We start from the raw sequence: 18,474 nt of genomic DNA on the forward strand, positions 1-18,474 counted from the left end.
AACTAATGTCACGAACTTCCGTTCCAGATGACTAGTTCGTGAAATATCTCGTCGGTGGCCATCTCAACGAGAGGCTTCACGTTCCCAAGAGCGACAAACATCCTCAGGAGAAGAAAAACTCTTTGACGGTCGTGATCGTTGGGTAGTGCCTTTATAAGGAGGTCGCGAATGGCCTCGCGTGCATTTTGCAGATGCTCACCCCCGGCGTCACTCAGGTAGGTGCGGCCGAGCGGTCTCATCGCATCGTGAATCTTGAAACGATCGACACCGAAAATCTGGATTGTACCGCTTGTTCGCAATCGCCTGAATGCCGTGGCCGCGATCTCCGGCTCGAGGTCGAAGGCGCGCTTCAATACGACACTGGCTTCGGATTGAGTCAGTGGGACGTCGCTGAGACTGAGCGCCGCGACAGCGCGGCGCTCAGGGTCGTTAAATCTGTCGAAGACATCTGACAGAATAAGTTCTTGCGCAGTCTCGACAATATGGGTGCGGTCCTCAAGCGCCGCGCAGACTCGGGTGACCACCCCCTCGTAGCTTTCAGCCGCAATTTTCAGCGCATTCTGGACGTAGAGCGGCAGCCCACCAGTGATTTTCAACAAGCGCTCATAGTCTGAGAAATCCCCACGGCATCCGAGCGACGCTCCCTCGGCCGCGGCCGTCTCATTGGACCAGCCGAGAAGCAACTCCGCCTTCACGCCAAGCGTTGCCTCGATTCGGGCGATCGTTGCGCTGGGCTGGGCGAGAAGCACAAACTGCAGCTGATCGGAGGCCCCGACCAGCGAAACCAAATCCGCGGCTGCAATGCGATGCGCGTTATCCAACACCACAGTCGCGGTGAGTTTGTCCTCGGCTAGGTGGCGACCGATCGCAAACAGGATTTCGGTGCCGCTTGCGCCCGGTAACAAGATCTCGCCTAGCTTGCCGCCACGCGATCCGAAGATGCGAGCTGCAAGTTCGCGTGCGACGGCATTGGCCAGCGCAGGGCCGGATATCTCGGCAATATCGTAATATGCCAGACGGTCAGAAGTATGCAGAGCTGTCTGAGAAACCCAGGACGTCTTTCCTGCACCGGAGAGGCCGACGACGAGCCGCACGCGTTGGCCATTTGCCAGATTTGGTTCATGTTCCTGCGGACGATATCGAAGCGGCGGAGCAGGAAAATCTTGGAGTTGGACAACAAGCTGCTCGAAGAGTGCCGGTAATTCCTCAACCGTGAACGTGTGATTGGAGCTTGGCTCAATCCCACCCGCTGCTGCCATCATCCGGCCAGCGATTTTCCAGACGAGGGTTTCTGGAGCCAATACGGAAAAAGGAAGCGTTTCGGCAGCCGCTCGGCACGCCTCGAAACCATCCGCGATGGTCCTCCACGGCAAGGGAAGGGCTTCGTCTACCGCCGGTGATTGCGGCCAATGGAGCCTGGTGTCGGACGGCCATTCTTTACCTGTGATAAGCTTGGCAAATTCCGGCCCAGGCGCACTATTCGATACTATGACGAACTGGCATGAACCGCTCCGTCGACCTTCCTCGTGCTCCTGTCTAATAGCCGCGAACCTTGAGAGTGCGCCATCAATGTCGCTTAGAATAAGGTTAGATGCCCGAGTTTTGACTTGTAGGTAGATTCGTCTGTCAGGCTGGACGAGTTCGACGTCTTCATCATTCTCGACGATGACATGGGTCACACCGGCCCGGGCAGCATCAAACAGACACGCGGCGGCATAGAGGTGCTGATAGAGGAACCCGCGATGAACGGCTTCGATCCGGGCAAGTTGACGGGGATCAAGGTTGAACGTTTCCATATCTGGCGGTCTCGTTATGGCTCAATAAAAGCGTGCGATGGCCGCTCGCGTTCGGCGATGGGTATCCGCTCTGTCGCACCTGTCGTTGAACTGCATCATGCCTTCAATTTCTCCTGGATTAGGCGCGTCGCAGCATTCGCGGGATGTGGACACGGTGAAAACCGTGGGTCTGCACTTGTCGGCGAAGTTTGGGGGTGTCATTGACGCCGAACGCAACCGCCGCCTTCAAGGGGCTGGCAAAGGTTGCGTAGAAGGTCCAGCGAGCGTCTTTCGGCAGAGGCGCGTTCTGCCGACGGTCGGTGATGACGACGTCGCGCGGGTCTTTGGTATTGCGGAAGGCATGGAAGGTGATCCAATCGGGCCGCCTGTAACGTGCCGCCTTGCTGAAGGGCACCGACTGAACCTTCACGTCGCTTTGGTCGAGAACCCAATCGCGCTGTTCCAATATCTGCCTGACCATGTGGCCGACCATCTGCTTGACGCGGTCAACCAGAACATCTTCGCGAAACTCCTCCAGAAGCTGCTCCTCGATGCCCTCGACGGCAGGCTTTCCGAGCTCCGAGGCCGTCTCCAAGCGAGCGATAGTGGCGGGCTTCGTAAGAAACGACCAAATCCGCTGACCGATGTCGGACTCCGAGAGCGAGGCGAATTTCTCCGGATTGTAACGAAGCATGATAAAGGTCTCCTTGACCGGTCATAAATGGCCGGTCATAAATGCCTAGTCAAGGGTACTGCACGTTGAATTGCCCAGTTTGCTGGTTTGCCGCCAGTGTGCCGCTCCGATTCCGGTCGGCTGCCTCACGCTGCCAGGCTCCCTCATGTAAATTTTGAGTCATCGAATACACGGGATGAGGTTGAGATGAGGAAGGTCGTGCCGAACGGGAAGGCGGTGAAAGCCCTGAGGGAGCAGCTTGAAAGGCTGTCGACCCAAAAGGAAATGGCGAGTGAAATCGGTGTCAGCATTCGCATGCTTCGTATGATCGAGAATGAGAATGCGCCAATTGCAGTGACAACGGCTGAACGGTTGGCAAAAGCGCTGCAAGTTCATCGTGAACGCATTATCCTTGGCTCCGAGCTTTCGGAAATGACGCCGACCGTAAGTGCGCCGGAAGTCCTTTCCGCGCTGATGGAAGATGAGGACCGGCTCATCCCCCGCAACGACTATGACATCGCCAGTGCGACAGCGGACGAGGGCGCGCTCTATACGGAGGCGGCCCGCTCGCACGACGTGGCCTGCATTATCGAGACAACGCTCGATGAGGAAACTGGAGCCTATGCGCAGGAGCTTTTCGATATCCTCGTTGGCTTGTCCTGGTCGCAGCGAGATATTCTCGTCGACATTCCCCCCGCGACGGAGATCGCGGTTCGCCGGCGCCTGCGACAGCTCATCGTCCTTCTCAAGGGCAACGACATCTGGATTTATCGAACCTCGGTTCTGAGGCGATTGCCGGAGCGCTACACGGTCGCACCGCCGGACGAGCCGTTCTCCTATCAAAGCCGTCAGGTCGTAGCACTAGGGCCGCCGGGTGAATATGGCGAGACCACCATGCGCGTGCCGATCGATCATGGGCAGCCGTTCATCCTTCCGGCATGGCGGAAGCTTCGCAAGAGCGACAACGAAACAGAGACAGCCTGATGATGAGACGCAATCGCTTGATCGTCGCAGAATTGCACGCGCGCACTGAAATCAAATAGAAGTGCATTGGGCGGAAGTCGGGGGAGCGTATGAAGTTTAAGCTGGAAAATACTTTCGAGGACAATCTCGCTTTGTTTAGGGCCGAGGCTGTACAGATCGATCCCGAATGCGCGAAGATCCTCTTCGACAATTTGCATCTGCTGGATTCGGGAGGTGACACCGCGCCAAGCCGGGCAACAATCGGCGAGTTTCATAAGGCGGTACTGGATGCGCTTGATGGCATGTCCATCCCTCTGGGCGAGGACAAGGCATGACGCGGTATTTCCTGGGCAGCCTGTCCATCGAGGGTTTTCGTGGGATCAATAATGACGGTGACCCGCTCGTCCTCAAGTTCAAATCTGACGCCGTCAACTCGGTGCATGCGCCGAACGGCGTCGGTAAAAGCTCCATATTCGAAGCCGTTTGCTTCGCGATCCACGGCATTGTCCCGCGCCTGAAGGCGCTCCAGGAAGCCGAGCAGGGCGACAGCTATATCGTGAATCGCTTCCATCCCGGGCAGCAAGCGACGGTTGATCTGATATTCGCCAGCGATGACGCCTCGCCAGATGTGGCGATCAAGGTGGTGCGGGCTGCCAACGGTGCGCGCCTAGTGACTTCGCCGAGCGGTCATGCCGACCCGCAGCAGTTCCTCGCGAGCCTGCAGGAGGATTTCGTCCTCGTCGACTATAATCGGTTCGCAAAGCTCATCGATATCTCCGCCTTGGAGCGGGGACGTTCTTTCGCATCGCTCGTGGGACTGAGCCGATACTCCCGGCTACGTCAGGCTCTGGACGGCGCCAAGCGAACGCAGAACGTCAACAGTGATCTGGGCCTCTCCGCGCTTGATGCCGAGGTGACCACAGGCGCGCGCGCGTTGAGTGCGATCGAGCGGCGTGTCATTGCGGCGCATGACGAGGTCGCCGGAGCGGGAAGCGCCGCCGTCGATAAACTCTCCGATCTGAAGGCGGCGGTAACCGCCGCCTTATCCGCCATCGCCTTGCTCAAGCCATTGATCGGCGAGGCCTCGGTAATGGATCTCGATTTCGAAGCGGCAGAGTTGGCGATCGAGAAACAGGAAGGCGGCGAAGCGCGAAAGACGCTGGACACGCTAACGACCTCCGCCACGTCGCTGGCGGGGCTTGAGGTCACGGTAGAGGAATTGGCCGACGTTGATCGGCTGCTCGAGTTGGCCGGAAGAAGAGACGAGGCCGTGCGCAGCGTCGGCGCGGAAGCATTGCACGCCCTTTTGCGCGATGCGCTGGCTGTGGTGTCCGGCTCCGATTGGCACGACCCGAATCAATGCCCAGTTTGCGAGGCGAAAGGTAGTGATGCTCTAAAGCCGCGGCTGGAAGGCAAGATCGCTAAATACGATGTAGCCGCTCAGCTCGGGGCCGAACTCATCAACGATGTCGCCACAGCGCCTGGGATCGCGAAGCTACGCAAGCTTGAAGAGGCGCCGGCCATGGCGATCGCGACGGGTGATCGCTTGCACGTAGCGTTCGATTTGGCCGCCAAGAAGGGGGATTTGGCGACCTCCGACCTGGAGATCATCAAGGCGCGCCTCGGGGTTCTTGAAACGCAGCGTGGCGAAACTCTTGCTCGGGTGCGAGGTGAGGCCGACGCGTTGCAGGCGCGCTTGCCTCCCTCATTGGTGCAGGTAACCCGCATCCTCAGCTTCGCAAAGCAGTTCCGCGATGCCGTGCTGGAATACGAGAGCGGCGAGCCGGTGCTCAAGGTGAAACAGGACAAGCTCAAGGTTCTGAATCGCTGGAAGACATTCATCACGCGCGCCGGCCAAAGCTTTGCTGATGCCGAAGCCGAACTGGCCAACGAGCGGATTGGCGAGATTCAGACCGCTTGTCAGGATCTGTTCGGCCGGTTCGTGCGAGGCGGTCCCGATGTGAAGCCGACCCTGAGCCGCGCGCAGAACAGCGAAAACGTTGATCTAAAGCTCGCGGACTTCTTCGGCCTACAGGACCTCAGTGCCCGGGCTCTACTCTCGGAAAGCTATCGGAACGCTGTGGCGGCTGCGATTTTCTTCGCGGCCGCGACCAAGCACAGCGGTGTTCCGCGCTTCATGGTGCTCGACGACGTGACATCGAGCTTTGACGCTGGTCACCAGTTCGCGTTGATGGACGCCGTGCGGACGTTGCTACGCTATGGCGCTGTGCCGGACGGGCTGCAGTTCATTTTCCTGAGCCATGACACCAGCCTGGAGAAGTACTTCGACAAGCTCAATGGCACTGCGGATTGGCATCACCAGAAGCTCCAAGGCATGCCTCCAAAGGGGCGGCTCATGGTATCGGCCCAGGAGGCGGATCGTCTCAAGGCGCAGGCGTTGCAGCACCTGAATGCTGGCCAGATCGATATTGGTGCGCCGATCCTGCGGCAATATCTCGAATACAAGCTGGGACAGATTATCGCCAAGTTGGAGATCCCTGTTCCACCGGACTATGCCACCCGTGGTGACAAGCGGACGCTTTCGACCTACATCGACGCAATCGGCGAGGCCGTGAAGCTTTATCATGCGGCCAATCGGTGTGTGCTGACGCCTCAGCAGATCGCCGATCTCCAAAACCATCATGTGCCATCGATCGTTGGGAATTTCGTCAGCCACTACGAGACCGGCGCGGGGACGCCTTTCAACGCCTACGCCTTGCTGGGGGTGTTGCAGAGCATTGATAGTCTCGCGGACTGCTTTACCTACGTTGATCCGAGTAACGGACAGAAGCGATACTATCGCCGGTTAGATCGCCGTTAAGCGACTCACGGAGGCTACGCGACAATCTCGCGATCAAGCAACAACAGGGCCGAAGGCCCTGGCGTTGCGCGTGCAGGGAGTTGCCGCAAGCTAGTCGAAGTGTGGGTCGGGATAGCGCTCTTCGATGACGTAGCGCATGACATTCCACCAGACGTTCTCGATCGTGTAGTCCATCGGTTTGATTTTGCGTGGGACCCACTCGCCGAGCGAGCTTGCCATGCGGACATGCCCGGGGGTCTTGATTTCCGGTTCCCTCTCGGCGGCCGTGCCCGATTTGACCGACAGCTCAATGACGTTGAGCGTATCCCGATCATATTCAATGATCGCCTGGAGGAAGCTGCCCTTATCGGTTAGCGGATGAGCGGCTGTATGGGATACAAGAGCCACTTGCAGTTTATCGCCCATTGCGATGTAAGGCTCTAGCAGTCCGTCTGTCTGGAGGCCTTGGCGCCAGCGGTCGTGGGTGTCGAGGGCGTCTGGAAAATCGCCCCAGTTGAAGTCTCCCCGGCCGCCGAAGGTGATCTTGCCGTAACCATCGACATGGTAACGCAGCGCGTCCATCAGCTCGAGCGCTCGACGCGGGTCTTTTTCTGTAAGGACCGCGTCGATGGCTCCCAACACCTCCTCCATGTCGAAAACGATCTTTCTGAGCTCCTCTTTTTGCTCAACAAACATCTTCGGGATTTCACCGACGGGGTTCGGAAGCGGAAGTGTCCAAGGAAAGTCGATGTCGTCTTCGCTGAAGCGCCGATAGGGAATGTTGAGCTTGTCCAGGAAGGCGGCCGACTGGTAGTAGGTCTGGCTCTTCAAGCTATGCTCGATCTGATCGAGTGCGAGCTTACGGGCATTAATTCTAAAAGTGCCTTGGAGCGCAGTCGTGCCGACGACGTAGCTTTCCGGTGAATGGGTGCTGCTGATGGATAGCGTGTTGACGATTTGCCGGGCCGACAGCAGGTACATCTCGCCGTCGTCCTCCCGGCCGACGTGAAGAAGCGCGAAGAAGCCTTCGAGCGGCATTCCTTTGTCGTCAACCACGTAGCTTTTGGGAATGTAGTGCGTTGTGCGGCGATCCTGAAAATATTTTGCCTGTATCACTCCGACGCGCGGCGGGACTCTATCGGTAAATCGCTGCGTGGTGGTGCGTCGCTGTATGAGAAAATCGGCCCCGTCGGTATCTACGCTCCGCTCGAGAACCCAGAACCGGTCGATGAGAAAAGAACGCGTACGCGCTTCTCCGACGGCGCCGTTCTCCATAATTTTGAGCCACGTCGGCCAGCTGTCTTCCACGAGATTGTCCTGTGCTTTCTGGGGTTTTGTCGGTGTCGGATTTGCCGCGAAAAGCACCTTACTCGTCTGTATTCAGTTTCTGGAGTTCCCCAAGGAAGATCGTGCCGATTTCGACGGCGCGTTCAGCGGTCTCCGGGTCCACATCCATGCCATGCGTAGCTTCGTTCATGGTGTGGAGGGCGTCGAGCATCTGCTCTGTGCTACTTGGCACCGATCCATTTCGATGCAGATCACGGAGCATTTTCATGATGCCGGTCGGCCGGTCGAAAGCGACGCCTCGCTTGTCCGCGAGATCGCGTACCGCGCGCTCGATTTCGATGCGTAGCTTGACCACGGACATCAGTGGAAATTCTCGCGCGAACTCCGCGGCCGTCGGGAGGGCATCCTCGAGTTGTGGCGGCAACGCAGCCGAGAGCTGATACTGGGCGACCCCCATCGGTTTGCTGGAGTCTCGCAACGCGTATTCCACGATCACCTCGTTGCGCCCTTTGCACAAGATGATGCCGATGGTCGGTTTGTCGTCGGGATGGCGCAATTGCTCGTCCACGGCCGAGAGGTAAAAGTTCATCTTTCCCGCAAATTCGGGTTTGAAGTCTTCGATCTTCAGCTCGATCACCACGAAGCAGCGAAGACGCAGATGATAGAAAAGAAGGTCCAAGTAGTAATCCTGCCCGCCGACTTCGAGGTGATATTGGCTGCCGACGAATGCGAAGCCCTTGCCGAGCTCGAGGATGAGTGAACGCAGATGCTCGACCAAACCACGCTCGAGGTCGCGCTCCAGCATGTCTGGGCCAAGCGAGAGGAAGTCGAACGTGTAGGGGTCTTTGAGGATTTGTTGGGCAAGCTCGGACTGCTCTGCGGGCAGGGTTCGCGAGAAATTGGTGAGGGCGCTTCCTTGCCGGGCAAAAAGCTTGCTTTCGATCTGATGGACAAGAACGTTACGACTCCAGCCGTGTTCAATTGCCTGCCGCGCGTACCAGGTGCGCTCTTCCTGCGTTTTGACGGCGTCGAGCAAACGGACGTTATGCCCCCATGGCAATAGTGCAACAACCTGTTGCACAAATTCGCCGTTGGGCCAGGCCTCGGCGAACGAGCGCATGTATTTCAGATTCCGGGGCGATAAACCGGTCATTTCCGGGAAAGCCAGGCGAAGATCGCCAGCCAGACGGTCGACCACCCGGGCACCCCAACCTTCGCGCTCCTGCCGTTCCAGGATGTCGCGCCCGATCGTCCAGTAGAGCGTCACTAGCTCGCGGTTGATCGACAAGCTGGCTCGGTGGCGTGCCGCCGCGATCTTCTGCTTCAGATCCCCGACGAACGCCGTGTAGCTTTGCGCGTCCACTTCGCCAGCGGAACCGAGCGCATCGCTGCGGCGAGGGGGCTTTCGCGGCCGCGAGCTCATGCGGCCTCTTTCAGTCGCTTCTTCGCCAGCATGGCGCGCACGAATTTGTCCCATTTCGCCATGCCAGCGCGTTTCTCGATCATATAGTGCCAGCGGTCGTAGTGCTTGGAGCTGACATCCTGTAGCGCGTGGTTCTGGAGGCGATCGCGGATTTCCTTCGACACGCCTGCCTTGCCGGCGAGCGTCTTGAACGTGCGCCGGAGATCGCGGTTTGTCGCATATGGAATCACGCCGCGATCTCGCTGCCGCCAAACAAAGCTATAAAGAGTGCCGTGGCTGACAGGCTTCGAGGGGTCCTTGGCGGAGGGGAAGAACCAGCCATACTCGTTCGGCTTGATCTTTTCGATCAGCTCGGCGGCAAGCAATGGCACTGGGACAGCGTGCGGCTGGAGGTTCTTGGTCTTCGACCAGTCGATGATTCGCTCACTGGCGTCCCATTGATTGACATGAAACCGCGCGATCTCCTCGACGCGCTGCCCTGTCAGCATGATGAGTTGCACCGCGCGGGGATAGGAGGGGTGGACCGGCGTGTCGGGGCTCTCCAGCCAGCGATAGAGTTGCACAAACTCGTCTTCGTCAAGCCAGCGCGTGCCCTGGATCTTAGGCTCGGTAGGAATGCCGGTTGCCGGATTGAAAGGGAGTCGAAAGCGTCTGGAAGACTGCTGCCGATAGTCGTTGTCAGACTTCATGCCCCAGCTAAAGGCGGCATGGAGATAGGAGCGCACATGGTCGGCCATTGATTTGGCACCGCGCTCGTAGATCGGGCGGATCAGCTCGATGATTTCCTCGGCCTCGATCTCGCGAGCGAGGCGGTTGCGTCCGAGCGTGTCGGCGATCTTGTTAAGGCCTTTTTCCGTTTCCTTCCAGGACGGCTTGCTCGCATCCTTGAGCGCGGCGACATAGCCTTCGAACAGATCAGCGACGGTGCCGGGGCGCGTGTCGGTAGCGATCTTGATGCTGCGACCCTTCTGGATGACGTCGGCGAAGTCGCGTTTGAATATTTCGCGTGCCTGGGCGAGCGATATGGAGGGATAAGCCCCGAGCTTCTTCTTGGTCCGCTTCCCATCGCGCCATTGCTGCGCCATCCAGTCGGCGGTGACGCGCTTCGGCATGGGCTTGAGGACAAGCACGAGGCGGCCGGTGCCGCGCCCTTCACCGTCGGCGAGATTTTCCTGTTTCTGACTTAGCTCCACCCGCTTCAACGCATGTCGGATCGCGGTGTCGGTCAGGCTTGGCATGGCGTTTCCTCCTGTGCCGCAACTGGGATCGGTCGAGGAGAAACGGGGATCGTTTGCTGGGATCGGAAAGCCGCTTTCAACCCCTCTTACCGCTCCCAATTTGCCATAGCCGCCCCCTGTGTGCAATGAAGAAAAAATCGGATATATCGTTGATGATTCATCGGTATTGAACGTGATCCAACGTGATCATAGGGTGGGTAGTGGGGTGGTTGTGCACGAGGATCAAGGCGGTCGCCGATAATTCCAGCGCGCGCTTGATCACTTCGCGCGGATAGACCGGGGTGTGGTCCACGGTGCCGGTCTGCTGCACCTCGTCGGCGATGAGCTGGTTGCGCTTGTCGAGAAACAGCAGGCGAAACTGCTCCTTGTCGGCAAAAGCCATGCTGGAGCGGCAATAATCGATCACCTCGTTCCAGGACGACAGCGCGTTGCGGCTGTTGACCTCGCCCTTGGTTACGCGGCTCGCGGCGGCCGCGATCAGCTTGAGCTGGTTGATCGCGGCCTCGCCGATGCCGTCAACCTCGCGCAAGCGCGCCACCGGCGCGTGCACGACCTCGGCGAACGAGCCGAAGGACTTGATCAGCGCCTTGGCCAGAGGTTTCGTGTCGCGTCGCGGCAGTGCCGGAAACAGCGCCATCTCCAGGAGTTCGTAGTCGCTCAGCGCATCCGCGCCGGCATTGTAGAAGCGCTCGCGCAGCCGCTCGCGATGGCCGAGATAATGCGGCGCGTCCTCAAGCTTGCTCTTGTCGTGGTTCGGCTTGGCGGGCATCGGCCGCCAGCATCGCCGGGGACCTCCGTTTTTGCAACCGTCAATTGCGACGGCGCCCGTTCGGTAATTGCCCAGCAGGCACGTCCCGAAAGCTCACCCGATCTGCTTCTCGCCGTGCCGCTCCGACAGGGTGAAGATCTCGACGCCATCAGCGGTGACGCCGACGGAGTGCTCGAACTGTGCCGACAGCGAGCGGTCGCGGGTGACGGCAGTCCAGCCGTCGGACAGGATCTTCACATGCGGCTTGCCGAGATTGATCATCGGCTCGATGGTGAAGAACATGCCAGGCTTGAGCTGCACGCCTTCGCCGGGCCGGCCGATATGAATGATGTTCGGCTCGTCGTGGAACATGCGGCCCAGACCGTGGCCGCAGAAATCGCGCACCACGCTCATGCCCTGCGGCTCGACGAAGCTCTGGATGGCGTAGCCGATGTCGCCGGTGGTGGCGCCGGGCTTCACGGCGGCGATGCCGCGCATCATCGCTTCATAGGTCACCTCGATCAGCCGCTCGGCCTTGCGGGCGATCGGGCCGACCGCATACATCCGGCTGGAATCGCCATACCAGCCGTCGACGATGAAGGTGACGTCGATGTTGACGATGTCGCCTTCCTTCAGCGGACGGTCGCCGGGCATGCCGTGGCAGACCACGTGGTTGAGCGAGGTGCAGGTCGAGTAGCGATAGCCGCGATACATCAGCGTCGCCGGATAGGCATTGTTGCTGAAGGCGAAGTCGCGGACGAATTCGTCGATGCGCTCGGTCGGCACGCCGGGCCCGACGATGTCGGTGAGCTCGTCGAGGCACTTCGCCACCAGCGCGCCCGCCTTGCGCATGCCGGCAAAGGCGCTCGGCCCATGCAGCTTGATCTGTCCGGTCTTGCGCAGGGAGGTATCGGAGGCTTCGACGTAGCTCATGCGGGCGCAATCTTCTGAGGTGGGCTCGATATCGGCGGAAAGTCTTGATTTCAGGCCCCAATTTAATGATTGCGGGCCTTCGTGCAAGCCAAGGGAGCGCGTTTTCGAGCGACGTGGCTACCGGTTCGTGTGAAGAAAACGCGTCAAAACAAGGATCTTGCCGCCTCTTGCGCCCGAAAGCGGGCCTAATTTGGGACTTCTACGGTGGTTTCCACCGGCAGCGCGCCGCCGCGGACGCGGATTTCGCGGACGGGGTAGGGAACCCGGATGCCCTCGCGCTTGAAAGCGTCCCACAGCGCCAGCATCACGTCGCTCTTGACGTTGTCCATGCCGTCGGGGTCCGCAATCCAGAAGGTCAGCGAAAACTTCATCCCGGCTTCCGCGAACTCGGTCAGGATGGAGTTCGGCGGCTTGCCCTTGGTCGCGCGCGGATGGGCCGCGGCGGTCTCGGCGGCGAGTTTGGTGACCAGGCGGGGGTCGGCGTCGTAATTGGTGCCGAAGGCGATCTTCACCAGCGTGTTCTTGTCGGTATAGGTCCAGTTGACGACCTTCTGCGTCACCAGATCTTCGTTCGGCACCAGGAACTCGCGGCCGTCGCCGGCGGCGACGGAAATATAGCGCGTCTTCATCGCGCTGATGCGGCCGGTATTGTCGCCGATGGTAACGAGATCGCCGGGCTTCACCGACTTGTCGGCGAGCAGGATGATGCCCGAGATGAAGTTGGCCACGATCTTCTGCAGGCCGATACCGATGCCGACGCCGACCGCGCCGGAGAACACCGCGAGCGCCGACAGGTCGATGCCGACCGCGCCGAGCGCAATGACGATTGCGATGGCAAGAAGCCCGATGCGGATGATCTTGACCAGCAGCACCTGCACCGACGGCGTCAGGTCAGTGGTTGCGTTGATCCGGCTCTCGGCAAAATTGCTCGCGATGTTGGTGAGCCACAGCGCGATCAGCAGGAGCGCGCCGGCCTTGAGGACCAGCAGCGGGGTCAGCCTGAGACCACCGAGCACGATCGCGTAGGAATCGAGCAGGTCGACCGTCGTATCGAGCTGGCCGAGGATCGAGAGCGCGGCGAGAAGCCACGCCGTGATCGACACCAGGCGGACGATGAAGGCATTGCGCAGCACAGAGGTCACCAGCCGGATCACGAGCCAGGCGAAGCCCAGCTTGGCGGCGACCATCAGCAGATAGGAGCGGCTCGGCCAGGTCGCGTGGTACATCACCACGCGCGAGACGATCACGAGCAAAGTGAACACTGCCGTCGAGGCGCTGGAGAGCATCACCCGGGCGAAGTGCCGGAGCGGCAGCGGCCAGCGCATCGTCAGCGCGGTCATGTCGACCCGGTTGCGGATCGCGGTCTCCGCGGCATAGGCGATACCGGCTGCGGCCAGGATGAGACCGAATTGCAGGTAGAACCAGGGCGAGGAGATTTCCGCCCCGACGCTGCGCGCGGTGGTCTGCACGAACTCCATGAAGTCCTTGAGGTCCATGTCCATCGGTCTCGTCGGCAAGCGGGGAGGAATTGATTCGAGGGAGCCGCAGAATCCCACAAAGGGCGCGGCCGGGCCATCGATACACCGGCATGTGATGGGCGTTAAGGCCGTAAAATGCGGGCAGATTGCCGCGAGCGGGAGAAATGGGTTGGCGTGCCAGGGCCGCGACGATATGGATGCCCTTCCAGCTGTTTTGAACCGGAAGGTGGATGGCCTCTCTCGACTCCGTCAGCATCGCCATATTGCTCGGCTCCGTCCTCGTGATGGCCGGTATCCTGTCGAGCCTGCTTGCGCTGCGCTTCGGAGCGCCCTTGCTGCTCGTCTTCCTTGTGATCGGCATGCTCGCGGGCGATTCCGGCCCCGGCCGGCTCCAGTTCGACGACGTCCGCACCACCTATCTGGTCGGCTCTGTGGCGCTGGCCCTGATCCTGTTCGACGGTGGCCTGCGGACGCGCTTTGCCAGCATCCGTACCGTGCTCGCGCCGTCCGTGGTACTCGCGACCGTCGGCGTGCTCCTGACCGCGCTGATTACGGCGCCGTTCGCTAAATACGCGCTCGACCTCAACTGGACGGAGTCGCTGCTGGTCGGCGCCGTGGTCGCCTCGACCGACGCCGCCGCCGTCTTCCTGCTGGTGCACACCCAGGGCCTGCGTCTGCGCCCGCGCGTCGGCGCGACGCTGGAGGCCGAATCCGGCACCAACGACCCTTTCGCGATCTTCCTCACCTTGATGCTGGTCGAATACATCTCGCTGGGATCGAGCTCCGCAAGCCACGTGGCGATGGAGTTCATCCAGGAGGCGGTGCTGGGCGCCCTGGTCGGCGTCTTCGGCGGACGGCTCGTCGTCATCGCGCTCAACAAGGTCGCGCTGCCGCAGGGCCTGCACGCGCCGTTCGTGACCACGGCTGCGCTGGTGATCTTCGGCGGCTCGCAGATCATGCACGCCTCCGGCTTCCTCGCGGTCTATCTGGCCGGCATCATCATCGGCAACCGGCCGACCCGCGCGCACAATTCGGTAGTGGCTTTCCTCGATGCGGCGACCTGGCTGGCGCAGATCGTGATGTTCGTGCTGCTCGGCCTCCTGGTCTCGCCGAGCCGGTTAGGGGCCAGCGTGCTGCCGGCGGTCGGGGTCGCCTTCGTGCTGATGCTGGTGGCGCGGCCGATCGCGGTATTCGTGTGCCTGGCGCCGTTCCGCTTCAACTGGCGCGAAAAGATCTTCATCGCCTGGACCGGCCTGCGCGGTGCCGTCGCGATCTTCCTGGCCTCGATCCCGATGCTGGTCGGCCTGTCCAAGGCCTATCTCTATTTCGACGTCGCCTTCGTCGTCGTCATCATCTCGCTGTTGCTGCAAGGCTGGACGTTGGCACCCGCCGCGCGCAAGCTGCATGTCGCTCTGCCGCGCGCCGAGCGCGGTCCGCGCCGTGTCGAGCTGGATCTGCCCGGGCAGCTCGAGCAGCAGCTGGTCGGCTATCCGGTGCGGCCCAAGAGCCTGTATTTCCGCCGCGGCCTGATCCCGTCCTGGTCCAAGCCGACGCTGGTGATCCGCAACGAGAACATTTTGACACCGACGGAAGCCGACCCGATCGCGCCCGGCGACTACATCTATTTGCTGGCGCCGCCGGAAAAGGCCGAGTCGCTCGACCGCTTCTTCGTCGACATGCAGCCGGGCTCGGCGCCCGATCCGCATCTGCTCGGCGACTTCATGGTCTCCGGCGAGCACACATTGGCCGAACTCGCCGAGATCTACGGCGTCAAGGTCGGCGAGGACGAGGGCAAGCTGACGCTGGCCGATTATTTCGACGTCCATCTCGACCGCGCCCCGAAAGAGGGCGCCGAGCTGCCGCTGGACGAGATCGTTCTGGTCGCGCGCAGCATCTCCGGCGGCCGCGTCAATGTCGTCGGCCTGCGCCTGCCGGAAGAAGACGAGACGCCACCGCCGCTGACGCGCGCACAGGCGCTGCGAAAGAAGCTCGCGGAGGTATGGACGTCGGTGGCAGGGGTCTAAGCGAGCTGCCGGCGGATCAACAATCTCCCGTGTCGTCCCGGCGAACGCCGGGACCCATAACCACAGGGAGGAATTTGGCGAAGGCTCGCAGTTACTCTTTCTTCGCCGGTATTTGCACCACAATCCTTCGGCAGATCACGCGGTATGGGTCCCGGCGTTCGCCGGGACGACGGCGGTGGGTGTTGCGCCAGCGTAGCCCAAACAAGCGCTGCATGCCCCTCATGCCAGCACCTTCACCCCGCCAAAACTCGTGACCCGCCCCTGTTTCAGCATCACGATCTGCGTCGCGAGCTGGCGCAGCTCGGCGGCGTCGTGGCTGACATAGACCATCGGCACGTTGGCCTCGTCGCGCAGCCGCACCAGATAGGGCAGGATCTCGAGCTTGCGGCCCTCGTCGAGCGCGCCGAGCGGCTCGTCGAGCAGCAGCAGGCGCGGCCTTGAGAGCAGCGCGCGTCCGAGCGCGACGCGCTGGCGCTCACCGCCGGAGAGCTTTCCAGGGCGGCGGCCGAGCAGGGTGCCGATATCGAGCAGGTCGATGACGCGCTTGTGCTGCGCCGGATCCGGCGCCAAGCGGTTCATCTGCCGTCCATAGTCGAGATTCTGCGCGACGTTGAGATGCGGGAACAGCCGCGCATCCTGGAACACATAGCCGATGCGGCGGCGCCAGGCCGGGACATGGATGCCGGCCGCGGTGTCGTCGACGGTTTCGCCGTCGAGCACGATGGTGCCGCGGTCGGGCCGCAGCAGCCCCGCGATCATGTTGACCAGTGACGTCTTGCCGGCGCCCGAGGCGCCGAACAGGCCGATGACGCGGCCTTCGCCGGTGAAGGATGCGGAGAGCGAGAATTCACCGAGTTGTTTTTCGACATCGACGCGCAGCATGGTCAATTCCCGTGCAGGCGCTGCGTAGCGCGGCGAGCGAACCATTCGGCGGCGATCAGTGCGCCCAGCGCCAGCACGATCGAGACGATCACGAGCCGGCCGGCCGCGGCGTCACCGTCCGGCGTCTGGATCAGCGAATAGATCGCCGAGGAAATCGTCTGGGTCTCGCCGGGAATGTTGGAGACGAAGGTGATGGTGGCGCCGAACTCGCCGATCGCCTTGGCAAAGCCGAGCACCATGCCGGCGAGCACGCCCGGCAGGGCCAGCGGCAGCGTCACCGTGAAGAACACTTTCCAGGGCGCGGCGCCGAGCGTCTCGGCGGCCTGCTCGAGCCGGCGATCGATCGCCTCGATCGACAGGCGCATCGGCCGCACCAGCAGCGGAAACGACATCACGCCGCAGGCCAGCGCCGCGCCGGTCCAGCGGAACGAGAAGACGATGCCGAGATGTTCGGCGAGGAAGCCGCCGACGAGGCCGCGGCGGCCGAACGTCAGCAAGAGCAGATAGCCGGTGACGACAGGCGGCAGCACCAGCGGCAGGTGCACCACCGCGTCGAGCATCGACTTGCCCCAGAAGTCGCGCCGCGCCAGCAGCCACGCCAGCGCGACGCCGAATGGCGTCGCGACCAGCGTTGCGATGATCGCGACCCTGAGCGAGAGCAGGATCGCGGTCCATTCGGCGGGAGAGATGTCGAACATCAAATGGTGAATATCAGATTGTCGGGCTGACGAGGAACTTGAAGCCGTATTTTTCCAGAATGGTCTTGGCGGCCGAGGAGCGCAGGAAGGTGAGATAGCCGCTGGTCCCGTCCTTCGCCGTCATGGTCGCGGCGACCGGATAGACGATCGCGGGATGCGACTCCGCAGGGAAGGTGCCGACGATCTTGACGCCGGGCTCAACCTTGGCGTCGGTGGCATAGACGATGCCGAGGTTGGCCTCGCCGCGTGCCACCAGCGTCAGCGCGGCGCGCACGCTCTCGGCCATCGCGAATTTCGGCTCTGCGGCCTGCCATGCGCCGAGCTTCTCGAGCGCGGCCTTGGCGTATTTGCCTGCCGGCACCGACTTGACGTCGCCGGTCGCGATCCTGCCGTCGCCGGCGAGCTTGGCGAGGTCGAAACCTTGCGCGATGGTGACGTTGTCGATCTTGGAATCCTTCGGTGCGATCAGCACGATGCTGTTGCCGAGCAGATTGACTCTGGAGGGCTCGTTGATGGTCTTCCTGGAGATCGCGTAATCCATCCAGTCGGTGTCGGCGGAGACGAACACATCGGCCGGCGCGCCCTGCTCGATCTGCCGCGCCAGCACCGAGCTTGCGGCATAGCTGACCGAGAACTTGACGCCGGTCTTGGCGGTGTAGGCGGCGTCGATCTCGTCGAGCGCGTTCTTCATCGAGGCCGCGGCGAACACGGTGATGGTCTTGTCCTCGGCGGCGGCCGGCGAAAGGCTCGCGCTTGCGAGGATCACGAGGGCGGTGAAAAACCCCGAAATACGTAACATGGGGAGCGCTCCGTGCGAGTCCGCGCGCGCAAGATGCACGCACAGGTCTGGCGTTGGTGGGTCAGGTCGCGACGGGTGGAAGCGCTGCTCCACGGGGCCCGGCTGCGGCTTACGGCCGGCAGGGATATCGCAATTGCGAAGATAGCAGGCTGGCGCCGCAGGTCAAAGGGTGGCCGTTTGTCCGGCAAACAGCGCTATTGAACCGGGAGGATCGCGATCGCGACCGCATCCTCCTTGGCGCCGCTGATTTGGAGCACGAAAGGCTGCGCCGACAGCTCGTATTTCACGGTCTTGCGAATGCCGCCGCAATCGGTCGCGCCGCTGAAGGCCAAGGGCTTCAGGACATGCCCATCCTGGACCACGTCGATCCAGGCACCGGTGGACAGGCTGATCGTGTAGAGCCCGGGCTTGGCGGACTTGATGCTCGTGAAGCCGGCAAAAGTGCCGTCCTTGGGCGCTCGCTCCGGCGGCGTCGGCAGTTTTGCCTCGCTCGAGGCCGCCAGCCCCAGCGTGATGGCCGAGGACGGCAAGCTCGCCTGCTCGCTGCCCGATGCGAGCGTCGCGCGGTCCGGCGCGGTGAGCGCAGCGCGCTCCCGCTCGATCGGCCATTTGAACTTGTCGCAGCCGCTGGGCTCTTCAGCGGCGAGGGCGGAGGTTGCGCTGAACGAGAGCGCAGCGAGGAAGGCGAGGACGCGCATGTGAAATCCCATCATTGGCCACGCGACCAGTGCGAGGCTTGCGGTCAGGTCTTGT

General features: G+C 61.6%; 16 protein-coding genes. 4 read left to right on the forward strand and 12 right to left on the reverse strand.

All coding sequences use genetic code 11. The annotated features are described in order from the left end of the window. Nucleotides 1-8 precede the first annotated feature (8 nt). Nucleotides 9-1,796 carry an ATP-binding protein gene (locus IC66_RS0134470; protein WP_014498597.1) on the reverse strand — a complete coding sequence of 596 codons (1,788 nt, stop codon included), beginning with the start codon at nucleotides 1,794-1,796 and terminating at the stop codon, nucleotides 9-11. Between the two features lie 118 nt (nucleotides 1,797-1,914). Further along, nucleotides 1,915-2,469 (reverse strand): hypothetical protein, encoded by a 555-nt coding sequence (locus tag IC66_RS47280; RefSeq protein WP_014498596.1) that lies wholly within the window; start codon nucleotides 2,467-2,469, stop codon nucleotides 1,915-1,917. Between the two features lie 186 nt (nucleotides 2,470-2,655). Here IC66_RS47280 and IC66_RS0134480 point away from each other — a divergent pair, with 186 nt between their 5' ends. The 3 genes from IC66_RS0134480 to IC66_RS0134490 all read left to right on the forward strand — a co-directional run bounded on the left by IC66_RS0134480 (nucleotide 2,656) and on the right by IC66_RS0134490 (nucleotide 6,232). Beyond that, nucleotides 2,656-3,432 carry a helix-turn-helix domain-containing protein gene (locus IC66_RS0134480; RefSeq protein ID WP_014498595.1) on the forward strand — a complete coding sequence of 259 codons (777 nt, stop codon included), beginning with the start codon at nucleotides 2,656-2,658 and terminating at the stop codon, nucleotides 3,430-3,432. Nucleotides 3,433-3,521: 89 nt separating this feature from the next. Next, entirely contained in the window at nucleotides 3,522-3,746 is a 225-nt protein-coding gene (locus tag IC66_RS0134485) for a hypothetical protein (protein WP_014498594.1), read from the forward strand. After that, nucleotides 3,743-6,232 (forward strand): AAA family ATPase, encoded by a 2,490-nt coding sequence (locus tag IC66_RS0134490; protein WP_011090898.1) that lies wholly within the window; start codon nucleotides 3,743-3,745, stop codon nucleotides 6,230-6,232. Before IC66_RS0134485 ends, IC66_RS0134490 begins: the two co-directional genes overlap by 4 nt. A gap of 90 nt (nucleotides 6,233-6,322) precedes the next feature. On the opposite strand, the gene IC66_RS0134495 is transcribed toward IC66_RS0134490, so the two are convergent. From IC66_RS0134495 to IC66_RS0134520, 6 genes are all read right to left on the reverse strand, one after another. After that, complete coding sequence (locus tag IC66_RS0134495) at nucleotides 6,323-7,519, reverse strand: hypothetical protein (protein ID WP_225163673.1); 1,197 nt, start codon at nucleotides 7,517-7,519, stop codon at nucleotides 6,323-6,325. Nucleotides 7,520-7,577: 58 nt separating this feature from the next. Then, on the reverse strand, nucleotides 7,578-8,921 hold the full coding sequence (locus IC66_RS0134500) for a PDDEXK nuclease domain-containing protein (protein ID WP_014498593.1): 1,344 nt from the start codon (nucleotides 8,919-8,921) through the stop codon (nucleotides 7,578-7,580). Then, the gene (locus tag IC66_RS0134505; protein WP_011090895.1) at nucleotides 8,918-10,159 is read right to left on the reverse strand and encodes a tyrosine-type recombinase/integrase; all 1,242 of its coding nucleotides are present in this window, start codon (nucleotides 10,157-10,159) and stop codon (nucleotides 8,918-8,920) included. The genes IC66_RS0134500 and IC66_RS0134505 overlap by 4 nt, the downstream gene beginning before the upstream one ends. Nucleotides 10,160-10,316: 157 nt before the next feature. Next, on the reverse strand, nucleotides 10,317-10,928 hold the full coding sequence (locus IC66_RS0134510; protein WP_038950703.1) for a JAB domain-containing protein: 612 nt from the start codon (nucleotides 10,926-10,928) through the stop codon (nucleotides 10,317-10,319). Between the two features lie 93 nt (nucleotides 10,929-11,021). Further along, nucleotides 11,022-11,840 (reverse strand): type I methionyl aminopeptidase, encoded by an 819-nt coding sequence (map, locus tag IC66_RS0134515; RefSeq protein ID WP_028144405.1) that lies wholly within the window; start codon nucleotides 11,838-11,840, stop codon nucleotides 11,022-11,024. A gap of 185 nt (nucleotides 11,841-12,025) precedes the next feature. Further along, the gene (locus tag IC66_RS0134520) at nucleotides 12,026-13,342 is read right to left on the reverse strand and encodes a mechanosensitive ion channel family protein (RefSeq protein WP_038950705.1); all 1,317 of its coding nucleotides are present in this window, start codon (nucleotides 13,340-13,342) and stop codon (nucleotides 12,026-12,028) included. A gap of 206 nt (nucleotides 13,343-13,548) precedes the next feature. Here IC66_RS0134520 and IC66_RS0134525 point away from each other — a divergent pair, with 206 nt between their 5' ends. Next, nucleotides 13,549-15,342 carry a potassium/proton antiporter gene (locus IC66_RS0134525; protein WP_028139790.1) on the forward strand — a complete coding sequence of 598 codons (1,794 nt, stop codon included), beginning with the start codon at nucleotides 13,549-13,551 and terminating at the stop codon, nucleotides 15,340-15,342. 219 nt (nucleotides 15,343-15,561) lie between these two features. Here IC66_RS0134525 and modC read toward each other — a convergent pair whose 3' ends face one another. From modC to IC66_RS0134545, 4 genes are all read right to left on the reverse strand, one after another. Further along, nucleotides 15,562-16,224, reverse strand: coding sequence for a molybdenum ABC transporter ATP-binding protein (gene modC / locus IC66_RS0134530; RefSeq protein ID WP_028139791.1), 663 nt, complete (start codon nucleotides 16,222-16,224; stop codon nucleotides 15,562-15,564). A 2-nt stretch (nucleotides 16,225-16,226) separates the two neighbouring features. Beyond that, nucleotides 16,227-16,922, reverse strand: a complete 696-nt coding sequence (gene modB / locus IC66_RS0134535; RefSeq protein ID WP_028139792.1) for a molybdate ABC transporter permease subunit — start codon at nucleotides 16,920-16,922, stop codon at nucleotides 16,227-16,229. 13 nt (nucleotides 16,923-16,935) lie between these two features. Continuing rightward, entirely contained in the window at nucleotides 16,936-17,721 is a 786-nt protein-coding gene (gene modA / locus IC66_RS0134540) for a molybdate ABC transporter substrate-binding protein (protein WP_038950706.1), read from the reverse strand. 194 nt (nucleotides 17,722-17,915) lie between these two features. Next, nucleotides 17,916-18,419, reverse strand: a complete 504-nt coding sequence (locus tag IC66_RS0134545) for a hypothetical protein (RefSeq protein ID WP_038950707.1) — start codon at nucleotides 18,417-18,419, stop codon at nucleotides 17,916-17,918. Nucleotides 18,420-18,474: the final 55 nt, after the last annotated feature.

Source organism: Bradyrhizobium genomosp. III, assembly GCF_000261705.1.
Classification (GTDB): Bacteria; Pseudomonadota; Alphaproteobacteria; order Rhizobiales; family Xanthobacteraceae; genus Bradyrhizobium; species Bradyrhizobium ottawaense.

Coding starts and splice junctions, on each gene's coding strand:
- IC66_RS0134470 (WP_014498597.1), bottom strand. CDS start 1,796: ATGGAAACGTTCAACCTTGATCCCCGTCAACTTGCCCGGATCGAAGCC.
- IC66_RS47280 (WP_014498596.1), bottom strand. CDS start 2,469: ATGCTTCGTTACAATCCGGAGAAATTCGCCTCGCTCTCGGAGTCCGAC.
- IC66_RS0134480 (WP_014498595.1), top strand. CDS start 2,656: ATGAGGAAGGTCGTGCCGAACGGGAAGGCGGTGAAAGCCCTGAGGGAG.
- IC66_RS0134485 (WP_014498594.1), top strand. CDS start 3,522: ATGAAGTTTAAGCTGGAAAATACTTTCGAGGACAATCTCGCTTTGTTT.
- IC66_RS0134490 (WP_011090898.1), top strand. CDS start 3,743: ATGACGCGGTATTTCCTGGGCAGCCTGTCCATCGAGGGTTTTCGTGGG.
- IC66_RS0134500 (WP_014498593.1), bottom strand. CDS start 8,921: ATGAGCTCGCGGCCGCGAAAGCCCCCTCGCCGCAGCGATGCGCTCGGT.
- IC66_RS0134505 (WP_011090895.1), bottom strand. CDS start 10,159: ATGCCAAGCCTGACCGACACCGCGATCCGACATGCGTTGAAGCGGGTG.
- IC66_RS0134510 (WP_038950703.1), bottom strand. CDS start 10,928: ATGCCCGCCAAGCCGAACCACGACAAGAGCAAGCTTGAGGACGCGCCG.
- map (WP_028144405.1), bottom strand. CDS start 11,840: ATGAGCTACGTCGAAGCCTCCGATACCTCCCTGCGCAAGACCGGACAG.
- IC66_RS0134520 (WP_038950705.1), bottom strand. CDS start 13,342: ATGGACATGGACCTCAAGGACTTCATGGAGTTCGTGCAGACCACCGCG.
- IC66_RS0134525 (WP_028139790.1), top strand. CDS start 13,549: ATGGCCTCTCTCGACTCCGTCAGCATCGCCATATTGCTCGGCTCCGTC.
- modC (WP_028139791.1), bottom strand. CDS start 16,224: ATGCTGCGCGTCGATGTCGAAAAACAACTCGGTGAATTCTCGCTCTCC.
- modB (WP_028139792.1), bottom strand. CDS start 16,922: ATGTTCGACATCTCTCCCGCCGAATGGACCGCGATCCTGCTCTCGCTC.
- modA (WP_038950706.1), bottom strand. CDS start 17,721: ATGTTACGTATTTCGGGGTTTTTCACCGCCCTCGTGATCCTCGCAAGC.
- IC66_RS0134545 (WP_038950707.1), bottom strand. CDS start 18,419: ATGCGCGTCCTCGCCTTCCTCGCTGCGCTCTCGTTCAGCGCAACCTCC.